This is a genomic window from Janibacter terrae, assembly GCF_039636765.1.
GTDB classification, from domain to species: Bacteria; Actinomycetota; Actinomycetes; order Actinomycetales; family Dermatophilaceae; genus Janibacter; species Janibacter terrae.
Map to the genome: position 1 here is coordinate 2606497 of NZ_CP144167.1, position 23572 is coordinate 2630068.

Sequence of the window (23572 nt, forward strand, 5' to 3'; positions counted from 1 at the left end):
GCCGCGGCAGAGAAGGAGGAGGTCCGTCCGCATGCCCAGCATGATACTCCTCGCCCCGGCGCGGCATGCCGCGGGTCACGATGCGGACGAAGGGGAGCGGTACCGCCGCTCGGGTCGACCCACCCGTCCGTACTGCTGACGGCCCTCGAGCCGACCCGTCCCGACGTAGTGCTCCAGGTAGCGCCGGGCCGTGACCCGGGAGAGCCCGACCGCCTCCGCGCACTCGCTGGCGGAGAGGTCCCCCGCCCCGCGGACCGCAGCGAGGACGAGCTCGCCGGTCTCCCCGCTCAGCCCCTTGGGCAGGACATCTGTCGGCGTCCCTGCCCCCGGGGTCCCGCCGAAGATCGCGTCGATGTCCTCCTGCGCAGCGGTGTCGGCGTCGACCCGCTGGAGTCGCTGCAGCTCGGCCCTGAAGTCCTGCAGGCGGGCGGCCAGATCGGCCTGGCCGAAGGGCTTGACCAGGTAGCCCACGGCGCCCCCGGTCCGGGCCGCCCGCACCTGCTCGACCTCACGTGCGGCGGTGACCATGAGGACACCGACCTCGTTGCCCTCGGCACGCAGCCGACGCAGCACCTCGATCCCCGTCATGTCGGGCAGGTGGACGTCGAGCAGCACGAGGTCGGGTCCGTGCTCACGGACGGCCTCGAGGGCGGCGGCGCCGGTGGGCGCGGTCGCGACGACCCGGAAGCCCGGGACGCTCTCGACGAAGCGCGTGTGCACCCTGACGACGAGGAAGTCGTCGTCCACGACCACGACGTCGACACTCTCGCTCATGGGTCCTCCTCGCTCCCGGTACCGCCCAGTGATGCGGTGAAGACGGCCCCGAAGTCACCTTGCACGACCGTCACCCGGCCACCGCCCCGGGAGCATACGGCCTGCACCAGGGCGAGCCCGATGCCGCGGCCAGCCGCCCCCGAGGGCTTGGTCGACCACCCGCGCTCGAAGACCCGGTCGACGTCCTCGGGTGCGATGCCCGCACCCGTGTCGGCGACCCGCACGAGCGGGCCGTCGTCCGTCATGAGCAGACGCACCGACGACTCCCGCCCCCCGTTGGCCCGCGTCGCGTCGAGGGCGTTGTCGATGAGGTTGCCGACGACGGTGATGACGTCCGCCGCGACGGCCGGGTCCAGGCGCGGCAGGTGGGACTCCGGCTCGATGGACAGCTCGATGCCGACCTCGGACGCGGCGGTGACCTTGGCGATGAGCAGCGCCGCGACGCGGGGGTCCTCGACGTAGCGGGTCACGGCATCGCTGATCTCACCACGTCGTCGGTTGACGTCGGCGATGAGGGCGACCACCTCGTCGTACTCCTGCAGCTGGACCAGCCCGGAGATCGTGTGCAGCCGGTTGTCGAACTCGTGGGTCTGCGCCCGCAGGGCGTCGGTGATGCTCGCCTGCGCCGACACCTGGCTCTGCAGGGCCAGCAGGTCGCTGCGATCGACCATCGTCGTCACGGTCCCGACCTGCCGCCCGTCGAAGTAGGTGCGACGCCGGGTGAGCACGAGCGTCCGGTCCCCGACGACGATGAGCGTCGGGTCGCTGTCCTCCGCCGAGGCGAGGAACTCGGCGACCCCGCCGTGGACCGGCACCTCGCCCACCGGACGGCCCACGTCCCGTTCGGACAGCCCGAGGAGCTCCTGGGCCGAGGTGTTGACGAGCGTGATGACGCCGGCACCGTTGACCCCCACGACCCCTTCGTGGATCCCGGTGAGCAGTGCTTCCTGGTGGTCGGCCAGCCGCGCGATGTCGGCCGGCTCGAGGCCGCGGGTCTGGCGCCGGATGAGCCGCGAGAGCCCCCACGCACCGGCCACACCCAGCGCCGCGGCGGCCCCGAGGAAGAGCAGCAGGTCGGGGGCCGCCTGCGACAGCCGCTGGGTGAGCGGCGGGTACTCCTCGACGACGAGTGCCGCGCCCAGGACCCGACCGTCGTCGGCGAGCACGGGCGCCTGGCCGCCGACGGCGCGGGCGCCGTCGATCTCCAGGTCCCCCGACCACGACCGACCGTCACTGGCCGCCAGGCCGAGTGCCGGCCGCTTCCCGAGGTCCGTCGCGTCGGTCGACGCGGCCACGGTCCCGTCCGCGTCGAGCAGCTGCACCGTGCGCGCCCCGGACAGGCTCGCCGCCCGCCCGATCTGCCCGTCGAGGGCGCGACGGTTCCCCCCTTCGACCAGCTCGGACCGGACCACCGGTGTGGCCGCCAGCGACTCCGCGACCGCGAGCAGCCGCTGCTCCCGGGACGCCCGGAAGTCCTGCGTCGACTGCTGCACGGTGATCACCGCGACGACGAGGAGGACGAGGAGGAGGGCGGCGAGCTGCCAGACGAGGAACTGGGCGGCAAGGCTCCACCGCACGCGCCGGGACCGCAATGACCACAACCTCCTTTGTGACCGCAATGGTGACGTGGGGCGCGCGCGCCCTCCACCATCGTCAACGACCATCATCGACCACCCACCCCACGAAAGGCGTGCCGACATGTCCCCAGGCCCCACGCGGCGAACCCTGCTGCTGGCCTCGCTCGGAGCGCTCACCGTCCCCACGCTCGCCGCCTGCGGCGTGACGCGCGGCGACGACGCCGGCTCCACCCGGCTGCGCATGATGATCCCCAACTCTCCCGGCGGCGGGTACGACCTCACCGGTCGCGCCGCCGTGCGCGTCATGGAGGACGCCGAGATCACCAGCCGCTTCGAGGTCTTCAACGTCATCGGTGCCGGCGGCACCGTCGCCATGGCGCGCCTGGCCAACGAGCGCGGCAACGAGGACCTCATGATGGCCATGGGCCTCGGGGTCGTCGGCGCGACATTCACCAACAAGTCGCAGGCCCGTGTCTCCGGCATGACGCCCCTCGCCCGGCTCATCCAGGAGTCCGAGGGCGTCATCGTGCCCGCCGACTCCCCCTACAAGGACATCGCCGACCTGATCACGGCATGGCAGCAGGACCCCAAGGCCGTGAGCATCGGCGGAGGCTCCTCCCCCGGCGGCCCCGACCACCTCTTCCCGATGGAGTTCGCCAAGGCGGTCGACATCGACCCACGCAAGGTCAACTACGTGACCTACGACGGTGGCGGTGACCTGCTCCCCGCACTGCTCGGCTCGAAGATCAAGGCCGGCATGAGCGGTCTCGGCGAGTACGCCGAGCAGATCGAGAAGGGCCAGGTCAAGGTCCTCGCCGTCTCGGGCGAGGAGCGGGTGCCCGGCATCGACGCGCCGACGCTCAAGGAGTCGGACGTCGACCTGACCTTCATCAACTGGCGCGGGATCCTCGCCCCTCCCGGCATCTCGACCGCTCGTCGGGAGCAGCTCATCGACCTGCTCCAGCAGATGCATGACAGCACCGGCTGGCAGGAGGCGCTGAAGCTGAACAACTGGACCGATGCGTGGATGACCGGAGACGAGTTCGGCGAGTTCCTCACCTCCCAGGACGAACGCGTCGAGACGACCCTGAAGGAGCTGGGACTGCTGTGAACGACACGATCCTGACCACCACCACGACCCCCGCGCCCGAGCGTCGGCGCGACCTCGCGCAGTTCGTCGTCGTGGGATTCCTCGTCCTCGTCGCGACCGTCCTCGTCGTCGACGCGGCCGGGCTGCGCAACGACTTCGCCGAGACCGACCCGGTCGGACCGAAGTTCTTCCCCTGGCTCGTCGCCGGCTTCCTCTACCTCACCGCCGCCCTGCTGAGCGTCGCCATCCTGCGCGGCTCTCTCCCCGAGGAGGAAGGGGGTGAGGACGTCGACCTCGACCAAGGGGCCGACTGGGTCACCGTGGCCAAGCTCGTCGCCGTCTTCGTCTTCCTCATCGCCACCGTCGACCTGCTCGGGTGGGCGATCTCCGGGGCGCTCTTCTTCGCCGGGTGCTCCCTGACGCTCGGCAGCCGCACCTGGCTGCGTGACCTCGTCATCGGCGCCGTGCTGTCGGTCGCCACCTTCTACGCCTTCTACGTCGCCCTCGGCGTCCCGCTCCCCGCGGGCATCCTGGACGGGATCCTCTGATGGACAACCTCAACCACCTGATCGACGGCTTCGGCTCGGCGATCACCCCTGCCAACCTGCTCTTCGCCTGCGTCGGCGTCCTCCTCGGCACCGCGGTCGGCGTCCTGCCCGGCATCGGCCCGGCCATGACCGTGGCCCTGCTCCTGCCGATCACCTACAACGTCGAGCCCGCCAGCGCGTTCATCATGTTCGCCGGCATCTACTACGGCGGCATGTACGGCGGGTCGACGACCTCCATCCTGCTCAACACGCCCGGCGAGTCCTCGTCGGTCATCACCGCCATCGAGGGCAACAAGATGGCCAAGGCGGGCAAGGCGGCACAGGCCCTGGCCACCGCGGCGATCGGCTCCTTCATCGCCGGTGCGATCGGCACCACCCTGCTGACCTTCTTCGCGCCGTGGATCGCCGTGCAGGCGGTCAAGCTCGGCAACCCCTCGTACCTCGCGATCATGGTCCTGGCGCTCATCGCGGTGACGGCCGTCCTCGGCAGCTCCAAGCTGCGCGGCTTCATCGGGCTCTTCCTCGGCCTCGCCGTGGGCATCGTCGGCATCGACAGCCTCACCGGGCAGAGCCGGGCCACCTTCGGCATCCCGCTCCTCGGCGACGGCATCGACATCGTCGTCGTCGCCGTCGCGATCTTCGCCATCGGCGAGGCCCTGTGGGTCGCCGCCTTCCTCCGCCGACGCCCGCAGGAGATCATCCCCGTGGGTCGCCCGTGGATGGGCAGGGACGACCTCAAGCGCTCGTGGAAACCGTGGCTGCGCGGCACCGCCTTCGGCTTCCCCTTCGGAGCGGTCCCGGCCGGCGGCGCCGAGCTGCCGACCTTCCTGTCGTACATCACCGAGCGCAAGCTCTCGAAACACCCCGAGGAGTTCGGCCACGGCGCCATCGAGGGCGTGGCCGGGCCGGAGGCCGCCAACAACGCCTCGGCCGCCGGCACCCTCGTGCCCATGCTGGCCCTCGGCCTGCCGACCAACGCCACGGCGGCGATCATGCTCGCGGCGATGATGGGCTACGGCATCCAGCCCGGCCCGGCGCTCTTCGAGTCCGAGAGCACGCTCGTCTGGACCCTCATCGCGAGCCTCTTCATCGGCAACCTCCTGCTGCTCGTGCTCAACCTGCCGCTCGCGCCCCTGTGGGCCAAGCTGCTGCGCACGCCGCGGCCGTACCTCTACGCGGGCATCCTCTTCTTCGCCTCGCTCGGCGCCCTCGCGGTCAACCTGCAGTGGTTCGACCTGGCCCTGCTGCTCTTCTTCGGGCTCGTCGGGCTGGGCATGCGGCGCTTCGGTGTCCCCGTGCTGCCGCTGATCATCGGCGTCATCCTCGGCCCGCGCGTCGAGGAGGAGCTGCGCAAGACGCTGCTGCTGTCGAGCGGCGACTGGAGCGGGCTCGTCAGCGAGCCTGCCGCCGTCATCGTCTACGCGATCATCGCCCTCGGTCTCATCGGCATGGCGGTCACCGGACTCCTCCGCGGCCGCAAGGACACCACGACCTCGGAGGTCTCGGCATGACCGTCGTCATCGGCTTCACCCCGGAACCCGCCAGCACCCACGCCCTCGAGCGCGGCCTCTCGGAGGCCAGGCTGCGTGGCGAACGGGTCCTCGTCGTCAACGCCACGAAGGGCGACGCCTTCGTCGACCCGCGCTACGGCGGCGAGGGCGACATCGACGAGCTCCAGCAGCAGCTCGACGCCTCGGGCCTCGAGCACGAGGTCTCCCGCCCGATGGGCCCGGACATCGCCGACCTCGTGCTCGACGAGGCCGCGCGGGTCGACGCCTCGCTCATCGTCATCGGGCTGCGCCACCGCACGCCCGTGGGCAAGCTGCTGCTCGGGTCGACCGCGCAGCGCATCCTGCTCGACGCCACCTGCCCGGTCCTGGCGGTCAAGCCGCCGCGGTGACCGCAGTCGTTCTGTGTCGAACCGGTAGCCCCCGGTGCCGGCAGCGCCCGTGGCGAGGTCCCCGACTCGCCGGGCTACCGGTTCGACACACGAGCACGACGAAGGGAGTGCCCCAGCGGTGGGGCACTCCCTTCGTCGTCGGACGCGTACGGCTGCAGCGCGGGTATCAGCCCTGTCGGGCGACGATCGCCTCGGCGATCTGCACGGCGTTGAGGGCCGCGCCCTTGCGCAGGTTGTCCCCGACGACGAAGAGCGTCAGCCCCTTGCCGTCGACGACCGACTGGTCGGCGCGGATCCGGCCGACGTAGACGTCGTCCTTGCCGGCGGCCTCGAGCGGGTTGGGCACGGCCGTCACGACGACACCTTCGGCGGCCTCGAGGAGCTCGGTGGCGCGCTCGGGCGTGATCTCGCGCTCGAACTCCGCGTGGACCGCCAGCGCGTGACCGGTGAAGACCGGCACGCGCACGCAGGTGCCCGAGACGCGCAGGTCGGGGACGTGCAGGATCTTGCGCGACTCGTTGCGCAGCTTCTGCTCCTCGTCCGTCTCGAGGCTGCCGTCGTCCTGGACGGAGCCGGCGACCGGGACGACGTTGAAGCCGACCGGCACCTCGTAGACCTGCGGCGCGGGCAGGGTGAGGGCCGACCCGTCGAGCGCGAGGTCCTTGGGGTCACCCGAGGCGTACCCGGCGCGCAGCTGGCTGTCGAGCTCGTCGAGCCCCTTGCCGCCCGAGCCGGAGACCGCCTGGTAGGTGGCGACGCGCAGGGCGACGAGGCCCGCCTCGTCGTGCAGCGGCTTGAGCACGGGCATGGCGGCCATGGTCGTGCAGTTGGGGTTGGCGATGATGCCCTTGGGCAGGTCGACGGTGTCCTCGGCGTTGACCTCGGACACGACGAGTGGGACGTCGGGGTCCTTGCGCCACGCGCTGGAGTTGTCGATGACGGTGGCGCCGGCAGCGGCGACCTTGGGGGCCCACTCCTTGCTCGTGGCTCCGCCGTTGGAGAAGAGCGCGATGTCCAGGCCGGAGAAGTCCGCGGTGGCGGTGTCCTCGACCGTCACCTCCTGGTCCTTCCACGGCAGGGTCGTGCCGGCGGACCGCGCCGAGGCGAAGTAGCGGATCGAGGTGACGGGGAAGTCCCGCTCCTCGAGCAGTGCTCGCATGACGTGTCCGACCTGGCCGGTGGCTCCGAAGACTCCGATGTGCATGCGCCCAAGGATAGAGGTCGGGGCCTGAACGCCCACATCGCGTTCAGGCCCCGGACAGGGAGTCGCTCAGCTCGAGGCCGGCGTGCTGCCGTGCTCTTCGCGTCGCTCCGGGTGCTCCTCGTCGGCCTGGGCATCCGGCGCCTCGTCCGTGGCCGAGGCCGGGACGACCTTGTCGCGGTCGATGCCCTCGCCGGGCGCGGTCTGGTCGATGGACAGGACGAAGTCGTCCCCGTGCTCGGTGACACCGGCCACGACGGCCTGCCTGAGCGCCTCGCGGGCGTACGCCCGACGGATGGCCATCGGGTCCGACTGCAGGTCCCGCACGAGCGCGACGGCCATGCCGATCATGATGAGCACGAAGGGCAGCGCCGCGACGATGGTGACCTGCTGCAGACCCGTCAGCGAGTCCTCACCACCGATGACGAGCATGATCGCTGCGGCGGCGCCCGTGGCGACACCCCAGAAGACGACCATGAACCGGTTGGGCTCGAGGGTCCCGCGCTGGCTGAGCGAACCCATGACGATCGAGGCCGCATCGGCGCCGGAGACGAAGAAGATCGCGACGAGCACCATGACGAGGACCGACGTGACCGCGGCCCACGGCATCGAGTCGAGCAGCGCGAAGAGCGTGCTCTCCTCGCCGTCGCCGAACTTGTCGAGCCTCGCTCCCATCTCCTGCGCCTTGATGGCGGCGCCACCGAAGATCGCGAACCAGATCAGGCTCACGGTGCTCGGCACGAGGAGGACGCCGGTGACGAACTCACGGATGGTGCGACCGCGGGAGATGCGGGCGATGAACATGCCGACGAAGGGGGTCCAGCTGACCCACCACGCCCAGTAGAAGATCGTCCAGCCGGACAGCCACGACTTGATGCCGTGCTCGCCCTGCGCGTTGGTGCGGGCGGCCATCTCCATCAGGTGCTGCATGTACGTGCCGAGGGAGGTCGGCACGAGGTTGAGGATGAAGATCGTCGGGCCGGCGATGAAGACGAAGGCGGCCAGGAGGAAGGCCAGCACCATGTTGGTGTTGGAGAGCCACTGGATGCCCTTCTCGACACCGGAGACGGCCGAGAAGATGAAGCAGATCGTCAGCACGACGATGATCACGACGAGCACCGTGTTGGTGATGTCGTTGGCCCAGCCGACGATCTTCGCGCCGGAGGCGATCTGCAGGGCACCGAGGCCGAGCGAGGTCGCAGAGCCGAAGAGCGTGGCGAAGATGGCGAAGATGTCGATGACCTTGCCGACCGGCCCGTGCACCTGGCGCTTGCCGATGAGCGGCTCGAAGACCGCGCTGATCGTCAGGCCGCGGCCCTTGCGGAAGACCCCGTAGCCGATCGCCAGACCGGCGACCGTGTAGATGGCCCACGGGTGCAGCGTCCAGTGGAAGAGCGTCGTCGCCATCGCGGTGCGCGTCACGTGGTCGTTGCCCTCCGCACCCGTCCCCGGCGGTGGGGCGAGGTAGTGCGCCAACGGCTCCGCGGCGCCCCAGAACATCAGGCCGATGCCCATGCCCGCGGAGAACATCATCGCGATCCACGAGATGGTCCGGAACTCCGGCTGCTCGCCATCGGCGCCCAGCGGGATGTTGCCGTACTTGCTGGCCGCGAGCCAGACGACGAAGAAGACGAAGCCGGTCGAGGCGAGGGCGAAGAGCCAACCGGTGTTCGTCACGACCCAGTCGACACCCGATGTCGATGCATCGGAGAGGGAGGCCGTGCTGATGACGCCCCAGAGGACGAAGGCGATCGCGAGGACGGCAGTGATGCCGAAGACGATCCAGTCGATGCCGAGGCGGTCGGTCTTGGCGATGAGCCGCGGCTCGAGGGCCGGGTGGTCGACGCGACGGGTGTCGCGCGGTGCGGCGTCACGTCCGGAGGTCGGCGGTTGCGTAGGTTCGGTCACGTTGTGTACATGGCCCGGTCGGCAGGGGTTCGGCCGGGGCCACTCCTCCTGTTGTCGAGTTGGGTGGCGTCGGGCAGCGCACTGCCCAACCATTCACTCTGACCCACCCACCGGCCTGCGCCCAAATGCTCGTGACCGGCTCGTGACCTCGGGCCGCGGTCTCAGAACCCCAGGCGCTGGAGCTGCTTGGGGTCGCGCTGCCAGTCCTTGGCGACCTTGACGTGCAGGTCGAGGAAGACCTTCTGACCGAGCAGCTTCTCGATCCCTACCCGGGCCGTGGTGCCGACCTCGCGCAGGCGAGACCCGCCCCGGCCGATGATGATCGCCTTCTGGCTGTCGCGCTCGACGAAGACGTTGACCCGCACATCGAGCATCGGGTCGTGCCCGGGCCGGCCCTCCCGCGGGACGATCTCCTCGACGACGACCGCGAGGCTGTGCGGGAGCTCGTCGCGCACGCCCTCGAGGGCGGCCTCGCGGACGAGCTCGGCGATCATCGTCTCGTCGTCCTCGTCCGTCAGCTGGTCCGTGGGGTACAGCGGCGCGGGCGAAGGGGGCAGGTGCTCGCCGAGCACGGCGAGCACGTCCTCGATCTGGTCGCCGCGCACCGCCGAGCAGGGCACGATCGCGGCCCAGTCCCCCAGCTGGTCGATGGCGATGAGGTGCTCCGCGAGGCGCTCCCGGTCGACCTTGTCGGCCTTGGTGGCGATGGCGACGACGGGCACCCGCTTGGCGCGCTGCAGCTCGGCCAGGTCGGCCGCGATGTAGCTGTCCCCCGGCCCGATCTTCTGGTCGGCCGGCAGGCAGAAGCCGATGACGTCGACCTCGAGCAGCGTCTCGCGCACGAGGTCGTTGAGCCGCTCCCCGAGCAGGGTGCGCGGCTTGTGCAGCCCCGGTGTGTCGACGAGGACGACCTGCTGGTGGTCGCGCGTCACGATGCCGCGGATCGTGTGCCGCGTGGTCTGCGGCTTGCTCGAGGTGATCGCGACCTTGTCGCCGACGAGGGCGTTGGTCAGCGTCGACTTGCCGGCATTGGGTCGCCCGACGAGGCAGGCGAACCCCGCCCGCCAGGTGGCCTCGTCCTGGTCCTGCGTCATGCCCCGATCTCCTCCTGCTCGTGGCCGCCGGTGGCGTCGGCCGCGAGGGGCTCGACGATGACGGTGGCGATGCGGTGCTGTCGTCCGGACATCTTCTCAGCAGTGAGCGACAGACCGGCCACCTCGGCGCGGGCCCCGATGATCGGGACCCGGCCCGTGACCTTGCCGATGAGCCCGCCGACCGTGTCGACCTCCTCGTCGTCGAGGTCGACGCCGTACAGCTCGCCGAGGTCGTCGACGTGCATGCCGGCGGGGACGCGGTGGCGCCCGTCACCGAGGTCCTCGATGCCGGGCCCCTCGCGGTCGTACTCGTCGGTGATCTCACCGACGATCTCCTCGAGGATGTCCTCGATCGTCACGAGCCCGGCCGTGCCGCCGTACTCGTCGACGACGATCGCGGCGTGGATCTGGTCGCGCTGCATCTCGCGCAGCAGCTCGTCGACCGGCTTGCTCTCGGGGACGAAGGGGGCCGGCCGCATGAAGTCCTCGACCGCCCGCCCGGAGCTCCTCTCGTCCGCGAGCACCTGTCGCACGACGTCCTTGAGGTAGAGCAGCCCGACGATGTCGTCGGTGTCGTCCCCCACGACGGGCACCCGGGAGAAGCCGGAGCGGATGAAGAGGTTGAGCGCCTTGCGCGCCGGCTTGTCGGACTCGATGGTGATCATGTCGGTGCGCGGCACCATGACCTCGCCCGCGAGCGTGTCCCCGAGCTCGAAGACGGAGTGGAGCATGTCGCGCTCCTCGTCCTCGATGATCGCCGACTCCCCGGCGAGGTCGAGCAGGTCGCGCAGCTCGGCCTCGGAGCGGAAGGGTCCGTCGCGGTACCCGCGCCCGGGGGTCACGGCATTGCCGAAGGTGACGAGCAGGCGGGCGACCGGCCCGAGCAACCGCCGCATCCAGATGACGAAGGGAGCCGTCGCCAGCGCGATCGCGGTGCTGTGCTGGCGACCGAGGGTGCGCGGCGAGACGCCGACGAGCACGAAGGTCACGACGACCATGATCGCGGCGGAGACGAGCAGCGCCAACCACGTCCGCTCGACTTGGTCGACGACGACGAGGGTGATGAGCACCGCGGCCACGGCCTCGGCGACGGCGCGCAGGAAGGCGATCACCGAGATCGGCCCGGCGCTGTCGGCGAGGATCTCGCGGAGGGCGGGGGCCCCCCTTCGTCCCTCGCTGTCCGCCTCCTCGGCGGCGACGCGCGAGGCGGAACCGATCGCGGCGTCGATGAGGGTGAGGCCGAACGCGGCGACGATCGAGACGATCGCGCCGACGATGAGGCTCGTCACCCCGTGTCCCCCCGGCCACGGGTCGCGAGGAAGGTCAGGAGCAGCTGGCGCTGCAGCTCGAACATCTCCTTCTCCTCGTCCGGCTCCGCGTGGTCGTAGCCGAGCAGGTGGAGGATGCCGTGGGTCGTGAGCAGCAGCATCTCCTCGATCGTGGCGTGCCCGGCGGCGACCGCCTGGGCCTCGGCGACCGAGGGGCACAGGACGATGTCGCCGAGGACACCCTCGAGCGGGCTCTCCCCCTCGCGGCCGGGCCGCAGCTCGTCCATGGGGAAGCTCATGACGTCGGTCGGCCCGGCGAGGTCCATCCACTGCTCGTGCAGGACGGTCATCGTCGGCTCGTCGACGAGGCGGATGCACAGCTCGGCCTGCGGGTGCACACGCATCTGCTCGAGCACGTAGCGGCTGAGGTCGACGAACTCGGTCTCGTCGACGGTGTGGTCGGTCTCGTTGAGGATGTCGACGCTCATCGGCGCTGCCCCTTCGTCGCGTCGTAGCGGTCGTAGGCGCCGACGATCTCGCCGACGAGCCGGTGCCGGACGACGTCGGAGGCGTCGAGGTGGACGAACTCGACGCCCTCGATGTCGGTGAGGATGCGCTGGACGACCTTCAGGCCCGACTCGGTGCCGCCGGGCAGGTCGACCTGGCTGGTGTCACCCGTGACGACCATCTTGGAGCCGAACCCGAGGCGGGTGAGGAACATCTTCATCTGCTCGGGCGAGGTGTTCTGCGCCTCGTCGAGGATGATGAAGGAGTCGTTGAGGGTGCGGCCGCGCATGAACGCCAGCGGGGCGACCTCGATGGTGCCCGCGGCCATGAGGCGCGGGATCGACTCGGGGTCGATCATGTCGTGCAGCGCGTCGTAGAGCGGTCGCAGGTACGGGTCGATCTTGTCGCCGAGCGTGCCGGGCAGGAAGCCGAGCTTCTCCCCCGCCTCGACGGCCGGTCGGGTGAGGATGATCCGCGCGACCTGCTTGGCCTGCAGGGCCGCCACGGCCTTGGCCATCGCGAGGTAGGTCTTGCCGGTGCCCGCCGGCCCGATGCCGAAGATCACCGTGTTGTCGCCGATCGCGTCGACGTAGTGCTTCTGGCCCAGCGTCTTGGGGCGGATCGTGCGGCCGCGGTTGGAGACGATGTTCATCGTCAGCACGTCGGCCGGCCGCTCCCGGGTCTGGCCGCGCAGCATGGTGATCGCGCGCTCGACCGCGTCCTTGTTGAGCGGGTGGCCGGCCTCGACGATCTCCATGATCTCGTCGAGGAGCCGGTCGATGACCTCGAGGTCATCGGCGGGACCGCGCAGACGGAACTCGTTGCCGCGCACGAGGATCTCGGTCTTGGGGAAGGCCCGCTCCATGGTGCGCAGCAGCTCGTCGGTCGGACCGAGGACGCTGACCATGGGCATGTTGTCGGGCAGGACGATGGTCTGCTGGACGCTCGGGGCGCCGTCGGGGGCAGCCGCTCGGGGGTCGTCGGAGATCGCGTCGAGCGCGCGCAGGTCGGGATGGTCGGATTGAGGCATCGTGCTCCTGATTCTACGGGCCCGCGGGTCCCGCGGGCGACGGCCGTGCGGCGGTCGGGAGCCCGATCACCGGGTCGGTGAGCTGCCGCTCCCGCTGGATCGTCGGGTCGCGGCGCAGATCACCGGCCGAGTACCGACGCGAGAGGGCGAAGGGGGTGAGCCCGGCGGCCGCGTAGCCGTCGGCGACCATGGCGTGCTCGATCGCGCCGAGCAGCGCTGCCGGGTCGGTGACGCCCAGCTGCCACCAGCCGAACGGGGTCTCGCCCGCCGTCGGCTGGTACCGGTAACCGCCGGAGAAGGCCTCGACGACCTCGTGGGTCCCGGTGGGGCTGTTGGTCCACCCGTTGAGGACCACGCCGGGCGGGAAGGCCGCCCGCTGGCGGTGGAGGGCGATGGGCATGCGGGTCATCGCGCGGACGCTGCGCGCGATGAAGACGCGTCCGGGGTCGAGGCTCGCCCACGGGAGGACGTCGTACCCCCCGCGCAGGCCGCGCAGCACCAGGCCGTGGGCGTGCACGTCGTAGCGGTACCGCCGCGCCGCGAGCAGTGCGCCCGTCGCTGCCAGGACCGCGACGACGACCGTGACGGCGCAGGCGGCGACGGCCGCCACCAGCGCGGCGCCCGGGGCGAGGAGCAGGACGAGGACACCGAGGACGACGCCGACGCCGAGACCGACGCCGACGATCCGCACCCACGCACCGACGCCGATCCCACCACGGAACCGGGCGACGAGCGGACCCATGCGGCCCGGGGTGGCCGACGAGAACCACGCCAGGGCCTCGTGGTCCGCGGGCGTCCCCCCGGACCACCGGTAGAAGGCCCGGCTCACTGGGCGGCGACCCACGATCGCCAGGTGTCGACGACGACCTGACCGGGCGCCCCGCGGAAGGCCATGTGCTCGCCCATGCGGCGCCCGAGGAAGACCGCGGCGTCCTGCCCCACGTGGATGTTGAGCACGTCCGGGGTGGCCTGGCCGGGGCTGATCGCCATGAGCGAGGTCGAGTGCGTGCAGTCGGCGAGGAAGGAGTTGTCCTCGGTCTGCGTCTCGAGCTGCGCAGGCGTCAGGTCGGCCTCGACCGCGGCCGCCGGGGCCCCCGCGGTGACACCGACGACCGTGAGGAAGAGCTCCTCCTCGTCCTCGACCCGCACGATGTGGAAGCTGTGCATCCCGGCGGGCGTGACGACCTCGCGCAGCCACAGCCCACCCTCGAGCGGACGCAGGAGGTACCACCAGGGGCCGTCGTCACGCGCGGTCTGCGCGGACAGGCGCGGCTCGGTGTCGCGCAGGCGCAGCGTCGCCAGCACCGGCTCGGCGAGCCGGTAGGCCTCCTGGCCGCTCTCGTCGACGAGCTGGAGGAACTGACCGCGCGCCGTGAGCGCCCGGAGCGTGGCGAACTGGGTCAGCTGCTTGGCCTCGACGACGAGGGAGGAGTACCAGACGCCCATGGGTCCGGCCGCGTCCTCGGACCCGAGGTAGGCGACGAGCTCCTCGTCGGTGAGGGTGCCGATCTCGAGCGGCAGCTGCGAGGTGCGGGCGGTGTCGAGCAGCTCGGCGCACACGCGCTGGGCCTCGTCGCTCGCCACGAGGTCGAGCAGCGGCGCCTCGGCGGCGGTGGTGTCGGTCACGAGAACAGCCCTCCGATGGTGTTGAGGCCGGACGAGAGGACACTACCGGCGTCCTCGACGAAGCTCTGCGCGCTGTCACCGATGTCGGACAGCCGGTCTCCCGTCCAGTCCCACGCCTGCTGCGCGCCCGCGGCGATGTCGTCACCCCACTGGCTGACGACGAAGGAGCCGATGGCCAGGCCGCCGGCGACGGCCCAGCCGACGGGCCCGGAGGCGATGAGGAGGGGCGCCGCGACCGAGGCGATGCCCAGGCCGCCGGAGATCGCCTGGGACCAGTCGCCCTCCCGGACCCCCCGGACGAGGTCGTAGGCCCCGACACCGACGGACAGCGGACCCAGGAGGCGACCGAACCCACGGGTGAGGGCGGCCAGCCGGCTGGAGTTGAACAGCGGCGCCAGGCGCGAGCTGCCGAAGAGTGCCGCTGCCCCCCTGCCGAAGAGTGGGTGGGTCAGCTCCGCCTGCAGGTAGAGCCCGAGCCGGGCGGCCGGCGAGAGGATCGGACGGGTCAGCGCCGGGATCCCGCTCAGCAGGGCACCGAGGCCGCGACCGGCGTTGAGCGCCCTGATGATGTCGTTGACGCCGTCGAGGGCCCCGACGCGTCCGACCCACGTGGAGAGGTTCTCCAGCCACGGGACCCCCTCGGGACCGGACGGCCCGCCGGGACCGCCCGGGCCGGGGCCGGTGGGCAGACCGCCTCCGCCGAGGACGCTCCCCGTGGAGGACGACGTGTCGTCCTGCTCCCCCGCCTCGGCGCGCAACCGCGTGCTCAGCATCGACAGGGTCTGGCCGGCGGCCTGGAGCGACCTCTCGGCAGCGCCCCACTCGCGTCCGAAGTCCTCCAGGTCGGGACCCGCCCACGCGCCGTGGAGCACCGAGAGCTGCCCGCGCCCCCGCGTCCCGAGCTCCCCCAGCTGCTCGCTGCTGCGCTGCAGCCGACCCGCGATCAGGTGGATGCGAGCCGCATCCATGCCCTCGGTGACGCTCATGTCTGCTCCCCTGCTCCTCGGCCTCGGTCCTGCTGAACACTAGGGGCGCCGCAGCGGCCGCGCGAGGGGGAGGACTCCCCCTTCGCTCAGTGCCAGCGGCCGCGAGAGCTCACCACGGCGATCGCGGCGGGTCCGGCCGTGGAGGCCCGCAGGACCTGCGCGCCGAGACGCACCGGGGTCGCGCCGGCAGCGACCAGGCGCTCGACCTCCTGCGGGGAGATGCCACCCTCGGGACCGACGACGAGGAGGACCTCGCCGGCCTCGGGCAGCTCGACGGTGGCGAGCGGGGTGCTCGCGTCCTCGTGCAGGACGAAGGGGGTCACCCCCGCCCCGCAGAGGTCGGCGAGCCCCGCGGTGGTCACGAGGTCGCCGAGGCGCGGCCACCGGCCGCGCCGGGACTGCTTGGCCGCGCGCTCGACGACGTTGGCCCACTTGCGGCGGCCCTTGTCGACCTTCGGGCCCTTCCACCGGACGATCGAGCGGTCCGCCTGCCAGGGCACGACGGCGTCGACGCCGAGCTCGGTCGCGGCCTCGACCGCGTCCTCGTCCCGGCCGTCCTTGGACAGCGCCTGCACGAGCGTCAGGCGCACGGACGGCTCCGGCTCGTCGGCGCGGGCCGTGACCCGCAGGCGCACGAGGTCGCCGGCCACGGCCTCGGCCGTCGTGAGCACCCGGGCGCCGCCCCGGTCGGCGACGAGCACCTCCTCCCCCACGGCGAGGCGCACGACCGTCGCCGCGTGGTGCGCCTCGGGACCGGTGAGGTCGACGACGCCGTCGACCCCGAGGCCGTCGAGGGCCCCGGGGTCGACGAGGAAGAGCGGTGCGGTCACGCGGTCAGCGTCCCTTGAAGGCGTGGCGCAGGCGCCCGACGAAGCCGGAGTCGACGTCGTCGAGCTCGCCGTCGGGCTGCTCCTCGTCGCGGACCTGCGCGAGCTGGCGCAGCAGCTGCTCCTGCTCCGCGTCGAGCCTGGTGGGCGTGCGCACGTCCATGTGGATGACGAGGTCGCCGCGGCCCTCGACCCGCAGGTGGGTCACGCCCAGACCGGGCAGGACGATCGTGTCGCCCGGCTGGGTGCCGCGCTTGACGGCGATCTCCTGCTCCCCGTCGAGGGTCGCGAAGCTCATCGTCACGCCGAGTGCCGCCGCGGTCATCGGCACCGAGACCGAGGCGTGCAGGTCGTCACCGCGGCGGGTGAAGGTCGCGTGGTCACGCACGCGCAGCTCCACGTAGAGGTCGCCGGCCGGACCGCCACCGGGACCGACCTCCCCTTCGCCCGCGAGGTGGATGCGGGTGCCGGAGTCGACGCCGGCGGGGATGCGCACCTTCATCGTGCGGCGGCTGCGGACCCGGCCCTGGCCGGAGCACTCGTGGCAGGGGTTGGGGATGACCTCGCCGTAGCCCTGGCAGGTCGGGCACGGACGGGTCGTCATGACCTGCCCGAGGAAGGAACGCTGCACCTGCTGGACCTCACCGCGGCCACCACAGGTGTCGCAGGTGCGTCGGCCGGTGCCGGGCTGGGCACCGTCGCCGGAGCACGAGCCGCAGACCGCCGCGGTGTCGATCGTCAGGTCCTCCTGGCCGCCGAAGACGGCGGTCGCGAGGTCGATCTCCAGCCCGACGAGGCCGTCCTGGCCGCGCGAGGAGCGCGAGCGGGGGCCGCGGCCGCCGCCGCCGCCCGCCTGGCCGAAGAACTGCTCCATGATGTCGCTGAAGCTGAAGCCGGCACCGAAGCCCTCGTGCGCACCGCCGTACGGGTCGGCGCCCATGTCGTACTGGCGCCGCTTGGTCTCGTCGGAGAGCACGTCGTAGGCCTGGGAGACGGCCTTGAACCTCTCCTCCGCCTCCGGGCCCGGGTTGACGTCCGGGTGGAGGGTGCGGGCGAGCTTGCGGTAGGCCCGCTTGATCTCCTCGGGCGTGGCCTGCCGGCTGACGCCGAGGTCCTCGTAGTAGTCGTTCACGCGTGACGTCCTCGTGGGTCGTGGTGGTGGTCGGTGCGGGTGGACGCCGGTCAGGCGTCCATGATCCGCGAGAGGTAGGTGGCGACGGCACGCACCTGCGCCATCGTCGCCGGGTAGTCCATCCGGGTCGGGCCGAGCACGCCGACGGCGCCGACCTGCTCGTCGCCCGAGCCGTAGCCCGAGGTGATGAGCGAGGTGCTCTGCAGCCCGGTGACGGGGTTCTCGGAGCCGATGCGCACCGAGACGCCCGTGGCGTCGTGGCCCGCCTCGGCACTGAGCAGCCGCAGCAGCACGACGTGCTGCTCGAGCGCGTCGAGCACCGGCTCGAGCGTCATCGGGAAGTCGCTCGAGCTGCGGGCGAGGTTGGCCGTGCCGGCCAGCGTCACCTTGGTCGCGCGCTCCTCGGCGAGCGCCTCCTCGAGCGCCGCGAGCACCCCCGCCGTCAGGGCGTCCTCGGTCTGGCTGTCCTCCTCGTGGAGGGTCGCCAGCGAGGTGAGGGCGTCGGCGAGACGACGCTCCCGGGTCGCGGCGTTGATCCGGGCCCGGGCGCTCGCCAGGGCGTCGGCCCCCGCCGTCGTCAGGTAGTCGACGCCGATCGGCACGATGCGCTGCTCGACCCGACCGGTACCCATGATGACGACGACCATGAGCCGGGTCTGCGCCATCGGCACCAGCTCGATGTGCTTGACGGTGCTGCGGGTGAGCGAGGGGTACTGCACGACGGCGACCTGGCGGGTGAGCGTCGAGAGCAGCCGCACCGTGCGGTCGAGGACGACGTCGAGGTCGTCGGCGCCCTCGAGGTAGTCGGTGATCGCGGCGCGCTCCCCCTTCGACATCGGTCGGATGGCGGCCAGCCGGTCGACGAAGAGCCGGTACCCGGCATCGGTCGGGATCCGACCGGCCGAGGTGTGCGGCGCGACGATGAGGCCCTCGTCCTCGAGCACCGCCATGTCGTTGCGGACGGTCGCCGCGGAGACGTTGAGCTGGTGCCGGTCGAGCAACGCCTTGGAGCCGACGGGCTCCGAGGTCTGCACGTAGTCCTCGACGATGGCGCTGAGCACGGCCATCCGGCGTTCCTGACTCATGCTGCCTCCTTCGCTGGCACTCGGTCCGACTGAGTGCCAAGTCTACGACCGCGCGCCGCATTCCCCGAAGTCCGGCGTGCCGTCGCCCGGGTGTCCCCCCTTCGTCCTAACGTCGATGCCCGTGAACGATCGATACGGCAAGGATGTCCTCTCCGGCGACTGGAAGTCCAAGGGGAGGCTGTCGCGCCCGACCTCCCGCGCCCTGGAGGCGACCCGCGGCACGGTCGTCGAGGACGTCGAGACCGGCTGGGTCGGCGCCGTCGTCGCGGTCGAGAAGGCCGGTGGCGTCCACGTCGTGCACCTCGAGGACCGCCGCGGCCGGGTCAAGGCCTTCCCGCTCGGCCCCGGGTTCCACGTCGACGGTGCGCCCGTCACCCTGACGGCGCCGAAGGGGGCGCAGCGCGCGGCCCTCGCCGCCGCCCACCAGGCCGCCTCGCGCACCGCGAGCGGGTCGGTGGCGGTGCACGACAAGAGTGCGAAGGTCGCGCGGGCCTCGCGCATCTTCGTCGAGGGGCGGCACGACGCCGAGCTCGTCGAGAAGGTGTGGGGGCACGACCTGCGGGTCGAGGGCGTCGTCGTCGAGCCGCTCGACGGCGTCGACGACCTCGCGGCGGCGATCCGGGACTTCGGGCCCGGCCGGGGCCGGCGGATGGGCGTGCTCGTCGACCACCTCGTGCCCGGCAGCAAGGAGTCGCGGATCGTCGCCGAGGCCAACCGGGTGGCACCCGACCACGTGCTCGTGGTCGGGCACCCCTTCGTCGACGTGTGGCAGTCGGTCCGGCCGCAACGCCTCGGCATGGAGGCCTGGCCGACGATCCCGCGGTCGACGGAGTGGAAGCGCGGGATCTGCGCCCATCTCGGCTGGCCGCACGAGACGCAGGCGGACATCGCCCGGGCGTGGAAGCAGATCCTCGGCACCGTGCGCTCCTACGCCGACCTCGAGCCCTCCCTGCTCGGGCGGGTCGAGGAGCTCATCGACTTCGTCACCGCCCTCGAATGACCTGAACCCGCATTCCCCTAGGGCAATGCGGGTTCACTCTGCATTGCCCTAGGGCAATGCAGGCCGGGGTCAGTCCCTCGGGCCACCGGCCACGTAGATGACCTGGCCCGAGACGAACCCGGCCTCCTCGGACAGGAGGAAGGACGCGGTCGCGGCGATGTCCTCGGGCTGACCGACGCGGCCGACCGGGGTCTCCTTCGCGGCGTGCGCGAGGAAGTCCTCGAAGGGCACGCCGATGCGCTCGGCGGTCGCGGCCGTCATGTCGGTCTGGATGAAGCCCGGGGCGATGGCGTTGGCGGTCACGCCGAACTTGCCCAGCTCGATGGCCAGGGTCTTGGTGAACCCCTGCATGCCGGCCTTGGCGGCCGAGTAGTTCGTCTGACCGCGGTTGCCGAGGGCGGAGGTGGAGGAGAGGTTGACGATGCGCCCGTACTTCTCGGCCGTCATGTGGGCCTGGGTGGCCTTGGTCATGAGGAAGGCGCCGCGCAGGTGGACCGCCATGACGGAGTCCCAGTCGTCGACGGTCATCTTGAAGAGCATGTTGTCGCGGATGATGCCGGCGTTGTTGACCAGGAGGGTCGGGGCGCCGAGCTCCTCGGCGACGCGGGCGACGCCCGCCTCGACCTGGTCGGGGTCGGAGACGTCCACGCCCACGGCGAGGGCGGTGCCGCCCCCTTCGGTGATCTCGTCGACGACCACCTGGCAGGCGGACTCGTCGAGGTCGAGGACGGCGACGTGGTGGCCGTCGGTGGCGAGTCGCAGGGCGATGGCCCGGCCGATCCCGCGGGCGGCTCCGGTGACGATGGCGGTACGCGTGGTGGTCATGGGTCCATCGTGCGCCACGCGTACCGGTCGGTCACAGCGCGGTCCGCAGACCGGTCACCGTCGGTGGACGCGGGGCGGCTTCCACGGCGGCTCGGTCGGCAACATCCAGCCGCGCTTGCGGGCGAGCATGCAGACCCCGCCACCGACCACCAGTGCGCCGAGCGAGGCGACCGGCCCGGACGTCAGGAGGTGGAGCAGGACGAGCGCCGACCCCCCGGCGAAGGCCGCCGTCGCGTAGAGCTCGGAGCGCTGCAGGATCACCGGCACGTTGCCGAGCATCATGTCGCGCACGACACCGCCGCCGCACGCGGTGAGGACACCGAGCAGGACCGCCGGGAGCCAGTGGATGTCGTGGAGCAGCGCCTTCTGCGTGCCGACGACCGCCCACGTGCCGAGCGCGACGGCGTCGACCCACGGGAAGATCTGGCGCCAGCGCCGTCCCTCGAGCGGGACGAGGTAGGCGATGGCCGCGGCCACGAGGGCGACGGTGAGGTAGCGCAGGTCGGTCAGGGCCACCGGCTGCACGTCGAGCAGCACGTCGCGGATCGCCCCGCCGCCGAGCGCGGAGATGATGGCCATCACGGTGAAGCCGACGGGGTCGAGCTGGTAGCGCCGGGCCACCGCTCCCCCGAGCAGGCCGTTGGCGAGGACGCCGAGCAGGTCGAAGAAGCCGATGAGGTCGGGGATCTCCGGGACGTCAGGCACTGGTCACCCGCACGGGGTCGGGGGCACCGGCCACGAGGTGGTGCACGACGGTGTCGGCGAGCAGCCGTCCGCGCCGGGTCAGCACGACCTGCCCGCGCAGGGCGGCCGGCCCCTCGACGAGGCCGTCGGCGACGAGGCCGGCGACCGCCCTCCGTCCGTCGGCCGTGAGGACTGCCGTCGGCAGTCCCTCGCGCAGGCGAACCCCGAGCAGGATCTGCTCGTCGGCCCGCTGCTCCGCGGTCAGCTCCTCGCGCTCGGCCGCGGGGTCGCCGCCGGCGAGGTGCGCCGCCCAGGTGGCGGGGTGCTTGCGGTTCCACCAGCGCACGCCGTCGACGTGGCTGTGGGCACCCGGCCCGACGCCCCACCAGTCGTGGCTGCGCCAGTAGGCCTCGTTGTGCCGGCACCGGTCGGCGTCGGTGCGTGCCCAGTTGCTGATCTCGTACCACTCGTACCCGGCGGCCGCGAGGAGCTCGTCGGCCAGCTCGTACTTGTCGGCCTCGTCGTCACCGGTCGGCATCGGCAGCTCGCCACGCCGGACGCGCACCGCCATCCGGGTGCCCTCCTCGACGGTCAGCGCGTAGGCCGAGAGGTGGTCCGGCCCCAGCGCGATCGCGGTCTCCAGCGAGGTGCGCCACTGCTCCAGGCTCTCCCCCGGCGTGCCGTAGATGAGGTCGAGGCTCACGGAGAGCCCGGCGGCGCGGGCCGCGGCGAGGGCGCGCGAGACGTTGGCCGGGTCGTGGGTGCGGTCGAGGGTCGCGAGGACCTCGGGCACCGCCGACTGCATGCCGATGCTCACCCGCGTGAACCCGCCGTCGGCCAGGACCCGCAGGGACTCCTCGGTGACGCTGTCGGGGTTGGCCTCGGTCGTCACCTCGACGTCGTCGGCCAGCCCCCAGCGCCTCCGGACCGCGTCGAGGAAGCGCACGAGGTCCTGCGGCGGAAGGAGCGTCGGCGTCCCTCCGCCGACGAAGACCGTCGAGACCGGCGGCGCGTCGGGGACCGCGGCGGCGGCGAGGTCGAGCTCACCGATCGCGGCGTCGACGAAGGTGGCGAGGCTCGCCCCCTTCGCTCCTCCGACGGGGCCGAGCTCGGTCGCCGTGTAGGTGTTGAAGTCGCAGTAGCCGCAGCGGACGGTGCAGAAGGGCACGTGCAGGTAGATGCCGAAGGGGGGACGCACCCGCCCATCCTCCCACCCGGTGGCTAGCGTGGCTCCCATGACCAGGTGGATCGAGCTCGATGGCGTCGTCAACATGCGTGACCTCGGTGGCCTGCCCACCCGCGACGGTCGCGGCACCCGGGAGGGCCGGCTCATCCGCAGCGACAACCTCCAGGACCTGAGCGAAGGGGACGTGCGTCACCTCGTCGAGGAGCTCGGCGTCACCGACGTCGTCGACCTGCGCAGCAACGTCGAGTACGAGGTCACGGGTGAGGGTCCGCTGCGCGCGACCCCCCTGACGCACCACCACTTCAGCCTGCTGCGCGAGGACGTCGACGCGCAGACCACGGTCGAGGAGGCGCTCGCGCTGCGCTGGCAGCGCGACGAGCCGGTCGTGCGCGACGGCGAGTTCTGGGGTCGGCACTACACGGGCTACCTCAGCACGCGTCCCGACTCGGTCGCCGCTGCCCTGGCCGCGGTGCGCGACAGCGCTGGCGGCGCCGTGGTGCACTGCGCGGCCGGCAAGGACCGCACGGGCACGGTCGTGGGGATGGCGCTGGCCGTCGCCGGCGTCCCCGAGGAGGAGATCATCGCCGACTACGTGCGCACAGCCGAGCGGATCCACCGGATCATGGAGCGGCTCGTCGAGGTCGAGCCCTACCGCCGCTCGATCCCCCACCACAGCATCGATGACCAGACGCCGCGTGCCGAGGCGATGGAGGCCGTCCTGACCCATCTGCACGAGGGCTTCGGTGGGACCGTCGGCTGGCTGACGGCCACGGGGTGGGAGGAGGCGGAGGTCGAGCGCCTCCGCGCCCGCCTGACGACCTGACGCTCAGGCGGCCTGCTGCGGCTTCGCGGTCACGTAGACGGGGATGACGCCCTCGACGACCACGACGCCGTCGGTGCGCACCGCCCTGACGCGGATGTCGACGTCGTACGGCGCCTCGCCCGCCCACTGCTCGGGGTCGGTCTCGGCGACGCACAGCAGGTCGGTCGTGGACTTCGCGAGGTAGCTCACCTGCAGGCCGCGGGGCAGCCAGCGCTGGTCGGACGGGCAGGTCGCCTCCGCGAGCAGCCCCATCGCGGCCTCGAGCCCGTTGCACACCGCGATCGCGTGCAGGGTGCCGATGTGGTTGTGCACGCGCCTGCGGTTGCTGATCGACAGCTCGGCGTGGTGGGCGCGCACCTCACGCACCTGCGGGCGGACCGTCGCGAAGTACGGCGCCTTGACGCTGTAGAGGAGGGAGAAGATGCGCTTGCCCGCGGGGAGCCGGGTGAGGCGCTGGTACAGGTCGAAGGTCTGCTGGGCCATGCGCACCAGACTAAGCCA

At 71.8% G+C, this 23572-nt stretch carries 24 protein-coding genes; 6 read left to right on the forward strand and 18 right to left on the reverse strand.

The genetic code is table 11. From position 1 onward, the window contains the following. Window positions 1-75 precede the first annotated feature (75 nt). Both V3C34_RS12880 and V3C34_RS12885 read right to left on the reverse strand, forming a co-directional pair. Window positions 76-774, reverse strand: coding sequence for a response regulator (locus V3C34_RS12880; RefSeq protein WP_346007338.1), 699 nt, complete (start codon window positions 772-774; stop codon window positions 76-78). Beyond that, on the reverse strand, window positions 771-2351 hold the full coding sequence (locus V3C34_RS12885) for a sensor histidine kinase (RefSeq protein ID WP_211596801.1): 1581 nt from the start codon (window positions 2349-2351) through the stop codon (window positions 771-773). Before V3C34_RS12885 ends, V3C34_RS12880 begins: the two co-directional genes overlap by 4 nt. A 121-nt stretch (window positions 2352-2472) precedes the next feature. Between V3C34_RS12885 and V3C34_RS12890 the strand changes: the two genes are divergently transcribed. Genes V3C34_RS12890 through V3C34_RS12905 form a run of 4 tightly spaced genes read left to right on the forward strand, consistent with a single transcriptional unit; the run spans window position 2473 to window position 5889 of the window. Beyond that, window positions 2473-3462, forward strand: coding sequence for a Bug family tripartite tricarboxylate transporter substrate binding protein (locus V3C34_RS12890; RefSeq protein ID WP_068323076.1), 990 nt, complete (start codon window positions 2473-2475; stop codon window positions 3460-3462). Continuing rightward, window positions 3459-3989: a tripartite tricarboxylate transporter TctB family protein gene (locus tag V3C34_RS12895; protein ID WP_345913967.1), complete on the forward strand. Its 531-nt coding sequence runs from the start codon at window positions 3459-3461 to the stop codon at window positions 3987-3989. The genes V3C34_RS12890 and V3C34_RS12895 overlap by 4 nt, the downstream gene beginning before the upstream one ends. Continuing rightward, on the forward strand, window positions 3989-5500 hold the full coding sequence (locus V3C34_RS12900) for a tripartite tricarboxylate transporter permease (RefSeq protein WP_068323070.1): 1512 nt from the start codon (window positions 3989-3991) through the stop codon (window positions 5498-5500). The genes V3C34_RS12895 and V3C34_RS12900 overlap by 1 nt, the downstream gene beginning before the upstream one ends. Beyond that, the gene (locus V3C34_RS12905) at window positions 5497-5889 is read left to right on the forward strand and encodes a universal stress protein (RefSeq protein ID WP_068323067.1); all 393 of its coding nucleotides are present in this window, start codon (window positions 5497-5499) and stop codon (window positions 5887-5889) included. Before V3C34_RS12900 ends, V3C34_RS12905 begins: the two co-directional genes overlap by 4 nt. Window positions 5890-6055: 166 nt before the next feature. On the opposite strand, the gene V3C34_RS12910 is transcribed toward V3C34_RS12905, so the two are convergent. The 12 genes from V3C34_RS12910 to hrcA all read right to left on the reverse strand — a co-directional run bounded on the left by V3C34_RS12910 (window position 6056) and on the right by hrcA (window position 18553). After that, window positions 6056-7093, reverse strand: coding sequence for an aspartate-semialdehyde dehydrogenase (locus V3C34_RS12910; protein WP_068323064.1), 1038 nt, complete (start codon window positions 7091-7093; stop codon window positions 6056-6058). Window positions 7094-7159: 66 nt separating this feature from the next. Further along, window positions 7160-8998 (reverse strand): BCCT family transporter, encoded by a 1839-nt coding sequence (locus V3C34_RS12915; RefSeq protein ID WP_068423506.1) that lies wholly within the window; start codon window positions 8996-8998, stop codon window positions 7160-7162. Between the two features lie 161 nt (window positions 8999-9159). Further along, window positions 9160-10092, reverse strand: a complete 933-nt coding sequence (gene era, locus V3C34_RS12920) for a GTPase Era (protein WP_346007339.1) — start codon at window positions 10090-10092, stop codon at window positions 9160-9162. After that, window positions 10089-11381, reverse strand: a complete 1293-nt coding sequence (locus V3C34_RS12925; RefSeq protein WP_068323055.1) for a hemolysin family protein — start codon at window positions 11379-11381, stop codon at window positions 10089-10091. The genes era and V3C34_RS12925 overlap by 4 nt, the downstream gene beginning before the upstream one ends. After that, entirely contained in the window at window positions 11378-11848 is a 471-nt protein-coding gene (gene ybeY, locus V3C34_RS12930; protein WP_068323052.1) for an rRNA maturation RNase YbeY, read from the reverse strand. Before ybeY ends, V3C34_RS12925 begins: the two co-directional genes overlap by 4 nt. Next, window positions 11845-12897: a PhoH family protein gene (locus V3C34_RS12935; protein WP_082807440.1), complete on the reverse strand. Its 1053-nt coding sequence runs from the start codon at window positions 12895-12897 to the stop codon at window positions 11845-11847. The genes ybeY and V3C34_RS12935 overlap by 4 nt, the downstream gene beginning before the upstream one ends. A gap of 13 nt (window positions 12898-12910) precedes the next feature. Continuing rightward, complete coding sequence (locus V3C34_RS12940) at window positions 12911-13741, reverse strand: hypothetical protein (RefSeq protein WP_346007340.1); 831 nt, start codon at window positions 13739-13741, stop codon at window positions 12911-12913. Then, a complete protein-coding gene (locus V3C34_RS12945; RefSeq protein WP_068323046.1) occupies window positions 13723-14523 on the reverse strand; it encodes a hypothetical protein in 801 nt (266 codons plus the stop codon). The genes V3C34_RS12940 and V3C34_RS12945 overlap by 19 nt, the downstream gene beginning before the upstream one ends. Then, the gene (locus V3C34_RS12950) at window positions 14520-15509 is read right to left on the reverse strand and encodes a hypothetical protein (protein ID WP_346007341.1); all 990 of its coding nucleotides are present in this window, start codon (window positions 15507-15509) and stop codon (window positions 14520-14522) included. Before V3C34_RS12950 ends, V3C34_RS12945 begins: the two co-directional genes overlap by 4 nt. Window positions 15510-15595: 86 nt before the next feature. Further along, window positions 15596-16339 carry a 16S rRNA (uracil(1498)-N(3))-methyltransferase gene (locus V3C34_RS12955; protein WP_068423491.1) on the reverse strand — a complete coding sequence of 248 codons (744 nt, stop codon included), beginning with the start codon at window positions 16337-16339 and terminating at the stop codon, window positions 15596-15598. 4 nt (window positions 16340-16343) lie between these two features. After that, window positions 16344-17468 carry a molecular chaperone DnaJ gene (gene dnaJ, locus V3C34_RS12960; RefSeq protein WP_068323037.1) on the reverse strand — a complete coding sequence of 375 codons (1125 nt, stop codon included), beginning with the start codon at window positions 17466-17468 and terminating at the stop codon, window positions 16344-16346. A gap of 50 nt (window positions 17469-17518) precedes the next feature. Then, on the reverse strand, window positions 17519-18553 hold the full coding sequence (gene hrcA / locus V3C34_RS12965; protein WP_338537928.1) for a heat-inducible transcriptional repressor HrcA: 1035 nt from the start codon (window positions 18551-18553) through the stop codon (window positions 17519-17521). Window positions 18554-18674: 121 nt separating this feature from the next. Here hrcA and V3C34_RS12970 point away from each other — a divergent pair, with 121 nt between their 5' ends. Further along, entirely contained in the window at window positions 18675-19553 is an 879-nt protein-coding gene (locus tag V3C34_RS12970) for a DUF3097 domain-containing protein (RefSeq protein WP_082807439.1), read from the forward strand. 69 nt (window positions 19554-19622) lie between these two features. Here V3C34_RS12970 and fabG read toward each other — a convergent pair whose 3' ends face one another. The 3 genes from fabG to hemW are packed head-to-tail and all read right to left on the reverse strand — an operon-like array spanning window position 19623 to window position 22299. After that, window positions 19623-20378 (reverse strand): 3-oxoacyl-ACP reductase FabG, encoded by a 756-nt coding sequence (fabG, locus tag V3C34_RS12975; protein WP_068323028.1) that lies wholly within the window; start codon window positions 20376-20378, stop codon window positions 19623-19625. Window positions 20379-20432: 54 nt separating this feature from the next. Beyond that, complete coding sequence (locus V3C34_RS12980; protein ID WP_345913657.1) at window positions 20433-21083, reverse strand: trimeric intracellular cation channel family protein; 651 nt, start codon at window positions 21081-21083, stop codon at window positions 20433-20435. Next, the gene (gene hemW / locus V3C34_RS12985) at window positions 21076-22299 is read right to left on the reverse strand and encodes a radical SAM family heme chaperone HemW (protein WP_428832168.1); all 1224 of its coding nucleotides are present in this window, start codon (window positions 22297-22299) and stop codon (window positions 21076-21078) included. The genes V3C34_RS12980 and hemW overlap by 8 nt, the downstream gene beginning before the upstream one ends. On the opposite strand from hemW, the gene V3C34_RS12990 reads away from it, so the two are divergent. Next, window positions 22298-23071: a tyrosine-protein phosphatase gene (locus V3C34_RS12990; RefSeq protein ID WP_338537926.1), complete on the forward strand. Its 774-nt coding sequence runs from the start codon at window positions 22298-22300 to the stop codon at window positions 23069-23071. The genes hemW and V3C34_RS12990 overlap by 2 nt on opposite strands. A 3-nt stretch (window positions 23072-23074) precedes the next feature. Here V3C34_RS12990 and V3C34_RS12995 read toward each other — a convergent pair whose 3' ends face one another. Beyond that, window positions 23075-23554: a hotdog fold domain-containing protein gene (locus V3C34_RS12995; protein ID WP_338537925.1), complete on the reverse strand. Its 480-nt coding sequence runs from the start codon at window positions 23552-23554 to the stop codon at window positions 23075-23077. Window positions 23555-23572 lie beyond the last annotated feature (18 nt).